This window comes from Antarcticimicrobium luteum, assembly GCF_004358185.1.
Classification (GTDB): Bacteria; Pseudomonadota; Alphaproteobacteria; order Rhodobacterales; family Rhodobacteraceae; genus Antarcticimicrobium; species Antarcticimicrobium luteum.
Window position 1 is genome coordinate 1 of sequence record NZ_SMUV01000044.1, and the last position, 12,511, is coordinate 12,511.

Genomic DNA, 12,511 nt, shown 5'->3' on the forward strand with positions numbered 1-12,511 from the left:
GGCCCCGAGCGCTGGAAACAGCGCAGCAAGACATTTCCCGGCATCGCCGCCGCCATGGCGGACCAATGGGGCGGATGGGCGATGGGCAAGGAGGCTGTGGCATGAGCACCGGAAACACATCGAGCATCACCGCAGCCATCGTAACAATGAGCGGGGGCCGCGAACAGCGGGCAGGAGACCGTGCACCAGGGTGCCGGCAAGATCAGCAAGACGGAGGACTGATCCATGGCGGTGCATGACACCCCAAGACCATTCACCCCGGACAGCCTGGCCGCGCGCTGGGATTGCAGTGCCGAGACGGTGCGCCAGCTTGTCCACCGCAGGGAGTTGCGCGGATTTCGCGTCGGGCGCATGATCCGGATTCCAGCCGATGCCGCTGAGGAATACGAATGTCAGACATCCCAATCGGACGCCTGCGCGGCGGCTTCTGCGTCTACTGGCCAGATCCTGAGACGGGAAAGCGAAAGCGTTATCAGCTTGAGGCACGCACCAGAGCGCAGGCAGAGGCCGAAGGCCGCGACAGATACCTGAAAGAGACCGCCCCGCGCGGGCGGCTCACTGTAGGCCAGATATGGGCCTCCTACATCGATCACCTCGGCACCAAGCCGACGGCCAAGACAATGAGCTATACAGGCCGCGCGATCCTGCCATTTCGGCGCACTGCGGCCGGACCAGATCACGATCAGGGATTGCCGGGACTACCTCTCTGACCGCATCGCGGCAGGCCGGAAGATCGGCAGCGTACATACCGAGCTCGGGCATCTGCGCAGCGCCCTTCGCTGGGCTCGCAAGCACAACCTGATCGACCATGTGCCGCCGATCGAGCTGCCGCCAAAACCGGACAGCGACGTGCGCCCGCTCAGCGACGCACAGGTGCGCGCCCTGCTGGATGGGTGCCATGCGCCCCACATCCGGCTCGCCGTGGTCCTCCTGCTGGCCACCGGCGCGCGGGTGAGCGCGGTGCTGGACCTCACATGGGACAGGATCGACTTCGAGCGCGGCGGGATAGATTTGCGTTTGCCGGACGGCGTGACGCGCAAAGGGCGCGCGGTCGTGCCGATGAACCGCATGGCTCGCGCAGCGCTGGAAACGGCATATCGCGCGCGGCTGACTGTCTATGTGATCGAGTGGGCCGGGGGCCGCGTCAAGTCTATCCGCAAGGGTTACAGCGCGGCGCTGGACAGGGCCAAGATCGGTCAGGCGAACATTCACCAGATCCGGCATTCGGTCGCGGTGCGAATGCTGGCCGCCGGTCAGCCCATCGAGAAGGTTTCGCAGTACCTCGGGCACTCGAACACGGCGATCACCTACAAGACTTATGCCAGGTTCATGCCTGACCACATGGCTGATGCGGCAGAGATTCTTGACTTCGATGAGCCTCGAAAAGTGGTTCTCTAGGTTCAGTGAACCAAGGAGCACTTCGCAAAATCACCGTAAGTCTTTAAAATTATTGGTGGGTGATGAGAGACTCGAACTCCCGACATCTTCGGTGTAAACGAAGCGCTCTACCAACTGAGCTAATCACCCCTGGCGCCGTGCTTATCCATTCCCGGCGGGCGAGGCAAGCCATCCGGCGCACCGCATTTTCCGAGATCAGACTCTCCCCGGGACGCTCTGCGGGGACATGGCAACGGACAGGGAAAATGGTGGGTGATAAGAGATTCGAACTCCTGACATCTTCGATGTGAACGAAGCGCTCTACCACTGAGCTAATCACCCGTGCGAGCGGGATTTATACAAGCTTTCCGCCACGTGCAAGCCCCTATCGGGCAGAATATCGCGGCTCGTGCCTGCGCCGCGGGCATCGGGTATGGATCCTGCGATCCGGGGGGGTCCTGCCGCGTTCCGGGCTATTCGTCCGGGTCGCCGGCGGTGTCCGGTAGCCGGCCCTGGCGCAGCTTGCAGACGACGATGCGGCGTCCGTTCTTTTCCTCGATCCGGTTGATGCGGAGTTTGCCCATCGGCGCCAGGTTCAGCCCGCGCCCCTCGGCCAGCGCCTCGCCCAGCACGGCGAGCATCGCCTCGATCACCGGCTTGGCGTCGCGCTTCTTGATCTCGCAGCGCTCCAGCACCGCCGCGATCAAGTCCTGCTTGCGCAGGTCCGGGCGGGCCATGCCGGGTTCGGATATGCGCACCAGCGACGGTTCCGCCGGGGCGGTCTGCGGGGCGACGTCCGGGGCGGTCCTGGCCGGAGCTGCCGCCGATACCGTGGTTGCGGGTTTCTCGGGTGCCGTCATCTTACTGTCCCCCTGCCATCGGTTTGCCTGCCGCCATCCTAGCCGCCCGTCTGCGCCATGACCAGAAGCGGCGCACCCCGACAGCTCCGAAAGCCCCCTGCACCGAGGCCGGAGCCCTTCAACGACAAAGGGCGGACCCGAAGGTCCGCCCCGATCATCGTCACAAAGCCTGCAAGGCTGCTCAGTGCGCGGTCGCGCCGACCCCATCCTCGGGCCGTAGTGCGGCGCGGGCTGCAGCGGCCTCTTCCTCGGCCGCCTCGTCCCATTCCACCGGCTCGGGCTGATGCACCAGCGCCAGTTTCAGCACCTCCGACACGTGGCTGACCGGGATGATCTCCAGCCCCTCCTTCACGTTGTCCGGGATCTCCGGCAGATCCTTTTCGTTCTCTTCCGGGATCAGCACCGTCTTGATGCCGCCGCGCAGGGCCGCCAGCAGTTTCTCCTTCAGCCCGCCGATGGCGGTGGCATTGCCGCGCAGGGTGACCTCGCCGGTCATGGCGATGTCCTTGCGCACCGGGATCTGGGTCAGCACCGACACGATCGCCGTGACCATCGCCAGGCCGGCCGAGGGGCCGTCCTTGGGGGTGGCGCCGTCAGGCACGTGCACGTGGATGTCCCAGCGGTCGAAACGCGGCGGCTTGATGCCGAGCTGCGGGCTGACCGAACGGACATAGGACGAGGCCGCCTCGATCGATTCCTTCATCACCTCGCCCAGCTTGCCGGTGGTCTTCATCCGGCCCTTGCCGGGCAGGCGCAGCGCCTCGATCGACAGCAGCTCGCCGCCGACGCTGGTATAGGCCAGCCCGGTGACCACGCCGACCTGATCCTCCTTCTCGGCCAGGCCATAGCGATACTTCTGCACGCCGAGGAATTCGTCGAGATTGTCGCCTGTCACGGTGACGCTCTCGGCCTCTTTGCGGATGATCCGGGTCAGCGCCTTGCGGCAGATCTTGGCGATCTCGCGCTCCAGGTTCCGCACCCCCGCCTCGCGGGTGTAGGTGCGGATGATCCCCGTCAGCGCGTCATCGGTCAGATCGAACTCCTTGGCCTTGAGCCCGTGGTTCTTGATCTGCTTCGGCACCAGATGGGCCTTGGCGATCTCGTGCTTTTCATCCTCGGTATAGCCTGCCAGCGGGATGATCTCCATCCGGTCGAGCAGCGGCCCGGGCATGTTGTAGCTGTTCGAGGTGGTCAGGAACATCACGTCCGACAGATCGTATTCCACCTCCAGATAGTGGTCCACGAAGGACGAGTTCTGTTCCGGGTCCAGCACCTCCAGCATCGCCGAGGCAGGATCGCCGCGGAAATCCTGGCCCATCTTGTCGATCTCGTCGAGCAGGATCAGCGGATTGGTGGTCTTGGCCTTTTTCAGCGCCTGAATGATCTTGCCGGGCATCGAGCCGATATAGGTCCGGCGGTGACCGCGGATCTCGCTCTCGTCGCGCACCCCGCCAAGGCTGATTCGAATGAACTCGCGCCCGGTGGCGCGCGCCACCGACTTGCCCAGCGAGGTCTTGCCGACGCCCGGAGGGCCGACCAGGCACATGATCGGGCCCTTGAGCTTTTTCGAACGCTGCTGCACCGCGAGATATTCGACAATCCGCTCCTTGACCTTCTCAAGGCCGTAGTGGTCGTGATCGAGGATGTCCTGCGCGCGGCTGAGATCCTTTTTCACCCGGGATCTGGTGCCCCACGGGATCGACAGCATCCAGTCGAGATAGTTGCGCACAACGGTGGCCTCGGCCGACATCGGCGACATGTTCTTGAGCTTTTTCAGCTCGCCCTCGGCCTTTTCGCGGGCCTCCTTGGACAGCTTGGTCTCGGCGATGCGCGTCTCAAGCTCGGCAATCTCGCCCTCGCCCTCTTCGCCGTCGCCCAACTCCTTCTGAATGGCCTTCATCTGCTCATTCAGATAATATTCGCGCTGGGTCTTCTCCATCTGGGATTTGACCCGGGTCTTGATCTTCTTCTCGACCTGCAGAACGCTCATCTCGCCCTGCATCAGCCCATAGACCTTTTCCAGCCGCTCGGAGATCGAGAGGGTTTCAAGCAGTTCCTGCTTGCGGTCCACGTCGATGCCCAGATGACCGGCGATCAGATCGGCGAGCTTGGCCGGATCGGTGCTTTCGCCAACCGCCGCCAGCGCCTCTTCGGGGATATTCTTGCGCACCTTGGCATAGCGCTCGAATTCATCGACCACAGTGCGCAACAGCGCCTCGGTGGTGGTCATGTCGCCCGGCATCTCGGTCAGATACTCGGCGCGCGCCTCGAAAAAGGACTCGTTGTCCAGAAATTCGGTGATGCGCACCCGCGCCTGACCCTCGACCAGCACCTTGACGGTGCCATCGGGCAGTTTCAGCAGTTGCAGCACATTGGCCAGCACGCCGGCCTTGTAGATGCCGTCGATCTCGGGATCGTCCTCGGCCGGGTCGATCTGGCTGGACAGCAGGATCTGCTTGTCGTCCGCCATCACCTCTTCCAGCGCCCGAACGGATTTCTCCCGCCCCACGAAAAGCGGCACGATCATGTGGGGAAACACCACAATGTCGCGCAGCGGCAGAACGGGATAGGAGGAATTGAGGGGCTCTTGCATGCTCGGTCCTTGTTTTTGGCAAGACGTCCGGCCCCTGAATCAGGCAGCGCGGGGCGTCTCCTCTTACGGATTAGTAATCTGGGGCACATACCCCGGGGTTTCAAGCGCGCATTGCGTCCCCGGGCGGCCCGCGCCCCGCGCCTGCGCCGGTCCCGGCCCTATGGCTCGCGCGGGCGGGGACTGATAGGAGGGACATACAGGCATAGGCAGAGCGAGGCAGGAGCGCGGCAGATGGCCGACAGACTTCAGAGCAAGGCCGGGACACCGGCGCGGCGGCTGCGCGCGCTGGCGCTGCTGGCCGGCCCGGCGGTGATGGCGGCGGTGTGGCTGGCGCCCGCGCCCGCAGGACTGGCGCCGCCGGCCTGGCATCTGACCGGACTGACCGCCTGGATGGTGATCTGGTGGATCGGGCAGGCCGCCCCGCTGCCCGCCACCGCGCTGCTGCCGATCCCGCTGATGCCAGCGCTGGGGATCGCGCCCGCCGCCACGGTCACCGGCCAGTACGGCACCCCGCTGATCTTTCTGTTCCTCGGCGGCTTCCTGATCGCGGCGGCGATGCAGGCCCACGGGCTGCACCGGCGCATCGCGCTTGCCATCGTCGCGGCGATGGGGGCGGCGCCGCGGCGCATCCTGCTGGGCTTCATGCTGGCCACGGCGGCGCTGTCGATGTGGATCTCCAACACCGCCAGCACAGTGATGATGTTCGCCGTGGCGCTGCCGGTGATCGACCTTACAGGCGCGCGCAGCGACGATTCCGCGGCGGCGCGCCGCTTCGGTGTGGCGCTGATGCTGTCGGTGGCCTACTCGGCCTCGATCGGCGGCGTCGGCACGCTGATCGGCACCCCTGGCAACGCGCTGCTGGCCAGCGTTCTGGCGACCGGCTACGGGATCGAGCTGGGCTTTGGCCGATGGATGCTGGTCGGTCTGCCGGTGGCGGCGGTGATGCTGGCGATCTGCTATCTGCTGCTGACGCGGGTGCTTTTTCATTTCGGCGACCTCGGCGCGGCGGGGGCCGATGCGGTGATCGCCGAGGAGCGCCGCGCGCTCGGCCCCATGCGCCGGCCCGAGCGGCGCGTCGCCGCCATCTTTGCGCTGGCCGCGGCAGGCTGGATGTTCCGCGGCGTGCTGGGCCTGCCGCTGGACGATGCCGGCATCGCAATCGCCGCCGCCATCGCCGTCTTTGTCCTGCCCGCCGGCGACGGCAGCGGCGCGCGCCTGCTCGACTGGGCCCATACCCGGACCGTGCCCTGGGGCATCCTGCTGCTGCTCGGCGGCGGGCTGGCGCTGGCCGCCGGATTCGACGCGACCGGGCTGGCGGGCTGGATCGGCGGAGGTTTTTCAGGTCTCGCCGAGGTGCCGCTCTGGCTGTTGGTGCTGGCGGTATCAGGTGTCACCCTGATGATCACCGAGGTGACCTCGAACACCGCCGTCACCGCCACCTTTCTGCCCATCCTGGGCGCGGTCGCCACCGGCATGGGCCTGCCGGTGGAATGGCTGATGGTGCCGGTCGCGCTGGCCTCGTCGATGGCCTTCATGATGCCGGTCGCCACCCCGCCCAACGCCATCGTCTTCGGCTACGAGGGGCTGCGCATGGGCGACATGATCCGCGCCGGCGTCTGGCTGAACCTGATCGCCACGCTGGTGATCACCGGGGCGATGTGGCTGGTGGTGCGGCCGGTGCTGGAGCTCTGAGCCCGGCCCACCGCGGCCCGGGGCGCTCAGACCCGCATGATCTCTCCCTTGAGCGCATAGGCGATGGCAAGGACGTCGTTGCGGGTCTGCTCGTCGATGCCATGCGCGGTCAGCGTCGACATGATGTCATCGGTGGCCGCCAGATACTCCTCGGCGCTGATGTTCATGCCGCGATGCGCCTCGACCATGCCGCGCCCGGTATAGGCCTCCGGCCCGCCGCTGCCGGCGCAGAAAAAATCGCACAGCTGCTGCGAGACGGCCGCCAGGTTGTCCGGGTCGTCCCGGTAGGGCAGGAACCTGGCCTGGATCACCGGGTTGTTCATATGCGCCTCGACGACGTCGGCGACCAGCGCCTTGATCCCGGCGGCGCTGCCAAGGCGTTCGTAAAGACTGCGTTCCATTGTCATTCTCCTGTTTCCCGGTCCGGTACGGAACAATGCGGCATGCTGGCCCTGTCGGGGCGCAGCCGCTGTCCCATGGCCGCGATTCTATCCAGCAGGCCCCGGCCGTGATAGTACAGGAACTGTACCGGCGGACGGTGCCGCACCATCGAAAGGGAATTCCGCGGATGAGCCAGCAGGGATACAGGCCCGGATACAGGCAGTTCTGCCCGGTGGCGATGGCGGCGGAGGTGCTCTGCACCCGCTGGACCATGGTGCTGCTGCGCGAGCTGGTCGCCGGTTCGACCCGGTTCAACGATCTGCGCCGAGGGGTGCCGCGGATGTCGCCCAGCCTGCTGTCGCAGCGCCTGCGCGAGTTGGAAGCGGCCGGCATCGTCACCCGCCACCCTGTGCCGGATCAGCCGGAGGTTCTGGAATACCGGCTGACCGAGGCCGGGCGCGAGCTGCGCCCGGTGATCGAGGCGTTCGGTTTCTGGGGCCAGAAATGGGTGGAATCGCAACCCTCGCTGGAGAATCTGGATCCGTCGCTGCTGATGTGGGACATGCGCCGCGGCCTGACCCCCGCGCCCCTGCCCCAGCGGCGCGTCGTGGTCCAGTTCCGTTACCCCGAACTTGCCGCCTCCAAACGCGACTGGTGGCTGGTGGTCGAGGCCGACGGCACCGTCGATCTGTGCCAGTCGCATCCCGGTTTCGAGGTCGACCTCTACGTAACCACCGATCTGCGGACCATGACGGCAATCTGGATGGGGTTGACCACGGTTTCGGGCGCGTCAGACGACATCGAGCTCGACGGCGACCCCGCCATCGCGCGCAGCATTCAGGACTGGCTGGGCCTCAGTCCGTTCGCCACCGAACGCAAACGGGTGCCGTGACAGCGCAGGTCGTCACAGCGGTTCGATATCGCCCTCTGCCCGCTGCGCGTGGAACTCCGCCTCCCAGGCGTCGAACCGCCCGCCGCCGATGGCCTCGCGCATGCCCTGCATCAGCTCCTGGAAATAATGCAGGTTGTGCCAGGTCAGCAGCATCGACGAGATGATCTCCTGGCTGCGGAACACATGGTGCAGATAGGCGCGCGAATAGTTGCGGCACGCAGGACAGGTACATTGCTCGTCCAGCGGCCGCGGATCGTCCTGATGCCGCGCATTCTTGATGTTCAGAACCCCGTGGCGGGTGAACACCTGCCCGGTGCGCCCCGAGCGCGATGGCAGCACGCAATCCATCATGTCCACACCGCGCTTGACCGCGCCGACGATATCGTCGGGCTTGCCCACGCCCATCAGGTAACGGGGCCGGTCCACCGGCAGCATCTCGGGCGCATAGTCGAGGCACTCGAACATCGCCTCCTGCCCCTCGCCCACCGCCAGCCCGCCGATGGCGTAGCCCTCGAAGCCGATCGCCTTCAGCGCCTCGGCGCTTTCCTCGCGCATGTCGCGCTCCAGCCCGCCCTGCTGGATGCCGAAGAGCGCATGGCCGGGACGATCCCCAAACGCCTCGCGCGACCGCGCCGCCCAGCGCATCGACAGGCGCATCGAGGCCGCGATGCGGTCGCGGTCGGCCGGCAGCGCCGGGCATTCGTCGAAACACATCACGATATCACTGCCCAGAAGGCGCTGGATCTCCATCGACCGTTCCGGGCTGAGGTGATGTTTCGAGCCGTCGATATGGGATTTGAAGGTGACCCCCTCCTCGGTCAGCTTGCGCAGGCTCGCCAGGCTCATCACCTGAAAGCCGCCGCTGTCGGTAAGGATCGGCTTTGACCAGTTCATGAACCGGTGCAGCCCGCCCAGCCGGTCGATCCGCTCGGCGGTGGGGCGCAGCATCAGGTGATAGGTATTGCCCAGCAGGATGTCGGCCCCGGTCGCCGCCACGCTTTCCGGCATCATCGCCTTGACCGTCGCCGCCGTGCCCACCGGCATGAAGGCCGGCGTGCGGATCGCCCCGCGCGGGGTGTCGATCACGCCACTGCGCGCCTTGCCGTCGGTGGCGCCTAGCTGAAAGGAAAATCGTGTCGTCATCGCGCGGGGCCCTTCTGTGTCAGCGCCGGTATTGCGGCAAAGGCGCCGCGCTGGCAAGGGCCTGAGCCTGCGCAGTCCGCCGCCTCTTGCATTCCGCACCGGCGCGGGTCACCAAAGCCGCCATGACCCGCCCCGCCTCACCCTGGATCGCCATTCTCGCGCTCTATGCCGCCGGCCTCGGCGCGGCCGGGCAGTTTTCCAAGATGGCGGTGATCCTGCCGCAGCTGGGGCGGGCCTATCCCGAGGCGGGCACAACGCTCGGCTTTCTGGTCTCGCTGCTCAGCCTGGTGGGCGTGGTCCTGGGGGTGGTGGCCGGGATGCTGGTGGCGCGTGCCGGCTTTCGCCGCACGCTGATCGGCGCGCTGGCGGTCGGCGCCGCGATCTCGCTGATCCAGAGCCTGCTGCCGCCGCTGCCGGCGATGCTGGTCCTGCGGGTAATCGAAGGGGGCACCCATCTGGCCATCGTCGTCGCCGCGCCGACGCTGATCGCACAGGTCGCGCCCGACCGTCTCCGCCCCGCCGCGCTGACGCTCTGGGGCACATTCTTCGGCGTCGCCTTCGCGGTGACCGCGCTGCTGGGGGTGCCGGTGGCACAGCGGTTCGGCCCCGGGCCGCTGTTCGCCGCCCATGGGCTGTGGATGGCGGCTATGGCGTTGCTGCTGCTCCGGCTGGTACCCGCCGATGCGCCCACCAATGCACGCGCGGCCCGGACCGAGCCCCCGCTCACCCTGCCCTCCCTGCTGCGCCGGCATGTCGAGATCTATCGCTCGCCTTTCCTCGCCGCGCCGGCCTGGGGCTGGCTGTTCTACACGCTGACCTTCGTCGCCGTCCTCGCCGTTTGGCCGCCTCTGCTGCCGGTGCGCGCCGCCACACTGACCGCCACGTTGGCCCCGCTCGGGGCCATCGCGGTGTCGATGACGCTGGGGGTGGCGCTGCTGCGCCGCTGGAGCGCGATCCGCGTCGTGATTGCGGGCTTTGCCCTGGCCGCCGCGCTGGCGCCGGGGCTGCCGCTGGCGCCGCACAGCGCCCTGCCGGCCATCCTGCTCTTTGCCGCGCTGGGGCTGGTTCAGGGGGCGAGCTTTACCGCCATCGCCCAGCTCAACGACAGCGCCGAGCACCGCGCGCTGGCCAATGGCGCGCTGGCACAGATGGGCAACCTGGGCAACATGCTGGGCACCCCGCTGATGCTGGCGGTGCTGGGGCTGGCCGGCATCGCCGGCATGACCACCGTCATCGCCGGGTGTTACGCTGCCGCCGCCCTGACCCATCTTGCCCTTGACCGGGTCCGCCGCCTGTGCGCCTGACCGCGTCACCGGCGCGTCACCGGCGCGCGGCCCCCTGCGCAAAGCCCCCCCTGCGCTACAATCCCCTTGCGTGACAGTGGCAAACCGATAGGGAGGCCGCACAGCGCAGGACAGAAAAGGGCCCGACGCCATGACCGATTCCCCGACCACCCCCCGCCCTCTGACCTTCGGCTGGGAAGAGTGGATCTCGCTTCCCGCCCTCGGCCTGCCCGCGATCAGCGCCAAGGTCGATACCGGCGCGCGCACCTCTGCGCTGCATGCCTATGACATCGAGGTTTTCGGCTCCTCGACCGCGCCCAAGGTGCGGTTCTCTGTCCATCCGATCCCCGGCCGCGGCGATCTGGCGATCCCCTGCTCGGCGCTGATCACCGACCGGCGCGAGGTCACCTCGTCGAACGGCGAGACCGAATTGCGCTATGTCATCTCCACCACGCTGGAGGTGGCCGGCCAGTCCTGGCCGATCGAAATCACGCTGACCGACCGTTCCAGCATGACCTCGCGCATGTTGCTGGGCCGGCAGGCGTTGACCGACCATATCTCGATCTCGCCCACCGAACGGCATCTGCAGCCGGAACTGAGCTATGAGGTCTACCATTCGATCCAGGTGCGCCAGTCCGCACCCAACCGGGCCCTGCGCATCGCCGTCCTGAGCCGCGAGAACAATTATTCCACCCGCCGCCTGGTCGAGGCCGGAGAGGCGCGCGGCCACTCGGTCGAGGTGATCGACACCACGCGCTGTTATATGGCCATCAACGCGCTTGCGCCCGAGGTGCATTACGACGGCAAGCGACTGCCGCGCTACGACGCGGTGATCCCGCGCATCGGCGCCTCGGTCACCCAATACGGCACCGCGGTGATCCGCCAGTTCGAGACCGTCGGCACCTATTGCGTCAACGGCAGCGCCGGCATCACCGCCAGCCGCGACAAGCTGCATGCGCATCAGGTGCTGGCCCGCCACAAGATCGGCATGCCTGCGACCACCTTTGCCGCCTCGCCCAAGGATACCGGCAATCTGATCGGGCTGGTCGGCGGTGCGCCGCTGATCGTCAAGCTGCTGGAAAGCACACAGGGCAAGGGCGTGGTGCTGGCGGAAACCAAGAAGGCCGCCGAATCCGTCATCTCGGCCTTTCGCGGGCTGCGCGCCAATTTTCTGGTCCAGCATTTCGTCAAGGAGGCCGCGGGCGAGGACGTGCGCTGCCTGGTGATTGCCGGCAAGGTGGTGGCGGCGATGAAACGCACTGGCGCCGAGGGGGACTTCCGCTCGAACCTGCATCAGGGCGGCACCGCCACCGTTGCCCGCATCTCCAGACCCGAACGCGAGGCCGCGGTGCGCGCCGCCCGGGCCTTCGGGCTGAACATGGCCGGGGTCGACCTGCTGCGCAGCGATGACGGCCCCAAGGTGCTGGAGGTCAACTCCTCGCCCGGGTTCGAGGGGATCGAACGCGCAACCGGCAAGGATCTGGTCGGCAAGCTCTACGATGAAATTGAACACAAGGTGCGCCCCAACCCGCTGCCACGGCGCAAACGCCCCGGCTGAGGCCGCCCCCTCTGGACGCTGCCTCTGGACGCCCGGCCCGGCATTCCCTATATAATCGCTCAGGAAAAGACACCGAGGCTCTGATGACCAAATCTCCCGAACCGCTGGAAGGCGCGCCGCTGATCGCGCCCTCGACCGTCGACCACCCGCTCTACGAGCAGATCGTCGAGGCGTGCCGGACGGTCTATGACCCCGAAATCCCGGTCAACATCTATGAACTCGGACTGATCTATACCATCGAGATCAACGATCAGAACGAGGTTCACATCATCATGACCCTGACCGCGCCCGGCTGTCCGGTGGCCGGTGACATGCCCGGCTGGATCGTCGAGGCGATCGAACCGGTGCCCGGCGTCAAGCAGGTCGATGTGGACCTGACCTGGGAGCCGCCCTGGGGCATGGAGATGATGAGCGACGAGGCCCGGCTGGAACTGGGATTCATGTGAGGCCCGACTGTGGGCCGGGCGGTTATCCACAGAAAACCGCCCGCTGTCATGAAACCTTGACCCCACCGTTGCCGAACTGTCGGCCCGGCGTCACATGCGCGCGCCAGCGTGATCCCATCGCGCGGCAAGCAGCCCATCGCCGCGCCGCAACGGGTCTGTGATCGCACCGCCATCCCCCCGGCGTACCCATGGTGTCCCGGGCCCCGAACGGACCGCCCGGACATCGGGCGGTCCTTTTCGCACCATCCCTTTTCAAACGCCCCCTTGAGCCGCGCGGACGCGCCAA

General features: G+C 66.8%; 11 protein-coding genes, 2 tRNA genes and 1 pseudogene. 8 read left to right on the forward strand and 6 right to left on the reverse strand.

Annotation, left to right across the window (positions count from 1 at the left end; translation table 11 throughout):
• Nucleotides 1-225 precede the first annotated feature (225 nt).
• The 3 genes and pseudogenes from E1832_RS23240 to E1832_RS22845 all read left to right on the forward strand — a co-directional run.
• A pseudogene (locus tag E1832_RS23240) lies at nt 226-375 on the forward strand (excisionase family DNA-binding protein); the annotation flags it as partial.
• A 14-nt stretch (nt 376-389) separates the two neighbouring features.
• Nucleotides 390-710, forward strand: a complete 321-nt coding sequence (locus E1832_RS22840) for a hypothetical protein (protein ID WP_245513780.1) — start codon at nt 390-392, stop codon at nt 708-710.
• Between the two features lie 100 nt (nt 711-810).
• Nucleotides 811-1,398: a tyrosine-type recombinase/integrase gene (locus E1832_RS22845; protein ID WP_245513782.1), complete on the forward strand. Its 588-nt coding sequence runs from the start codon at nt 811-813 to the stop codon at nt 1,396-1,398.
• 53 nt (nt 1,399-1,451) lie between these two features.
• On the opposite strand, the gene E1832_RS02670 is transcribed toward E1832_RS22845, so the two are convergent.
• From E1832_RS02670 to lon, 4 genes are all read right to left on the reverse strand, one after another.
• Nucleotides 1,452-1,527, reverse strand: a tRNA-Val gene (locus E1832_RS02670).
• 117 nt (nt 1,528-1,644) lie between these two features.
• Nucleotides 1,645-1,719 (reverse strand) — tRNA-Val (locus E1832_RS02675).
• A 131-nt stretch (nt 1,720-1,850) separates the two neighbouring features.
• Nucleotides 1,851-2,237, reverse strand: coding sequence for an HU family DNA-binding protein (locus E1832_RS02680; RefSeq protein ID WP_245513783.1), 387 nt, complete (start codon nt 2,235-2,237; stop codon nt 1,851-1,853).
• Between the two features lie 181 nt (nt 2,238-2,418).
• Nucleotides 2,419-4,830: an endopeptidase La gene (lon, locus tag E1832_RS02685; RefSeq protein WP_133358197.1), complete on the reverse strand. Its 2,412-nt coding sequence runs from the start codon at nt 4,828-4,830 to the stop codon at nt 2,419-2,421.
• A 231-nt stretch (nt 4,831-5,061) separates the two neighbouring features.
• Here lon and E1832_RS02690 point away from each other — a divergent pair, with 231 nt between their 5' ends.
• The gene (locus E1832_RS02690; RefSeq protein WP_133358198.1) at nt 5,062-6,522 is read left to right on the forward strand and encodes an SLC13 family permease; all 1,461 of its coding nucleotides are present in this window, start codon (nt 5,062-5,064) and stop codon (nt 6,520-6,522) included.
• 26 nt (nt 6,523-6,548) lie between these two features.
• Here E1832_RS02690 and E1832_RS02695 read toward each other — a convergent pair whose 3' ends face one another.
• Nucleotides 6,549-6,923 (reverse strand): group I truncated hemoglobin, encoded by a 375-nt coding sequence (locus tag E1832_RS02695; protein ID WP_133358199.1) that lies wholly within the window; start codon nt 6,921-6,923, stop codon nt 6,549-6,551.
• Nucleotides 6,924-7,090: 167 nt separating this feature from the next.
• Here E1832_RS02695 and E1832_RS02700 point away from each other — a divergent pair, with 167 nt between their 5' ends.
• The gene (locus E1832_RS02700) at nt 7,091-7,795 is read left to right on the forward strand and encodes a winged helix-turn-helix transcriptional regulator (protein WP_133358200.1); all 705 of its coding nucleotides are present in this window, start codon (nt 7,091-7,093) and stop codon (nt 7,793-7,795) included.
• Between the two features lie 12 nt (nt 7,796-7,807).
• Here the strand turns inward: E1832_RS02700 and tgt are convergent, their stop codons facing one another.
• Complete coding sequence (tgt, locus tag E1832_RS02705; protein WP_133358201.1) at nt 7,808-8,938, reverse strand: tRNA guanosine(34) transglycosylase Tgt; 1,131 nt, start codon at nt 8,936-8,938, stop codon at nt 7,808-7,810.
• Between the two features lie 122 nt (nt 8,939-9,060).
• On the opposite strand from tgt, the gene E1832_RS02710 reads away from it, so the two are divergent.
• The 3 genes from E1832_RS02710 to E1832_RS02720 all read left to right on the forward strand — a co-directional run bounded on the left by E1832_RS02710 (nt 9,061) and on the right by E1832_RS02720 (nt 12,225).
• Nucleotides 9,061-10,242 (forward strand): MFS transporter, encoded by a 1,182-nt coding sequence (locus E1832_RS02710; RefSeq protein WP_133358202.1) that lies wholly within the window; start codon nt 9,061-9,063, stop codon nt 10,240-10,242.
• Between the two features lie 130 nt (nt 10,243-10,372).
• Nucleotides 10,373-11,779, forward strand: a complete 1,407-nt coding sequence (rimK, locus tag E1832_RS02715; protein WP_133358203.1) for a 30S ribosomal protein S6--L-glutamate ligase — start codon at nt 10,373-10,375, stop codon at nt 11,777-11,779.
• Nucleotides 11,780-11,862: 83 nt separating this feature from the next.
• Nucleotides 11,863-12,225, forward strand: coding sequence for an SUF system Fe-S cluster assembly protein (locus tag E1832_RS02720; RefSeq protein WP_133358204.1), 363 nt, complete (start codon nt 11,863-11,865; stop codon nt 12,223-12,225).
• The last annotated feature ends 286 nt before the right edge of the window (nt 12,226-12,511 follow it).

Excerpts from the sequence above, each read along its gene's own strand:
- E1832_RS02695 (WP_133358199.1), bottom strand. The coding sequence starts at position 6,923 with ATGGAACGCAGTCTTTACGAACGCCTTGGCAGCGCCGCCGGGATCAAG.
- E1832_RS02710 (WP_133358202.1), top strand. The coding sequence starts at position 9,061 with ATGACCCGCCCCGCCTCACCCTGGATCGCCATTCTCGCGCTCTATGCC.
- E1832_RS02680 (WP_245513783.1), bottom strand. The coding sequence starts at position 2,237 with ATGACGGCACCCGAGAAACCCGCAACCACGGTATCGGCGGCAGCTCCG.
- lon (WP_133358197.1), bottom strand. The coding sequence starts at position 4,830 with ATGCAAGAGCCCCTCAATTCCTCCTATCCCGTTCTGCCGCTGCGCGAC.
- E1832_RS02720 (WP_133358204.1), top strand. The coding sequence starts at position 11,863 with ATGACCAAATCTCCCGAACCGCTGGAAGGCGCGCCGCTGATCGCGCCC.
- rimK (WP_133358203.1), top strand. The coding sequence starts at position 10,373 with ATGACCGATTCCCCGACCACCCCCCGCCCTCTGACCTTCGGCTGGGAA.
- E1832_RS02700 (WP_133358200.1), top strand. The coding sequence starts at position 7,091 with ATGAGCCAGCAGGGATACAGGCCCGGATACAGGCAGTTCTGCCCGGTG.
- E1832_RS22840 (WP_245513780.1), top strand. The coding sequence starts at position 390 with ATGTCAGACATCCCAATCGGACGCCTGCGCGGCGGCTTCTGCGTCTAC.
- tgt (WP_133358201.1), bottom strand. The coding sequence starts at position 8,938 with ATGACGACACGATTTTCCTTTCAGCTAGGCGCCACCGACGGCAAGGCG.
- E1832_RS02690 (WP_133358198.1), top strand. The coding sequence starts at position 5,062 with ATGGCCGACAGACTTCAGAGCAAGGCCGGGACACCGGCGCGGCGGCTG.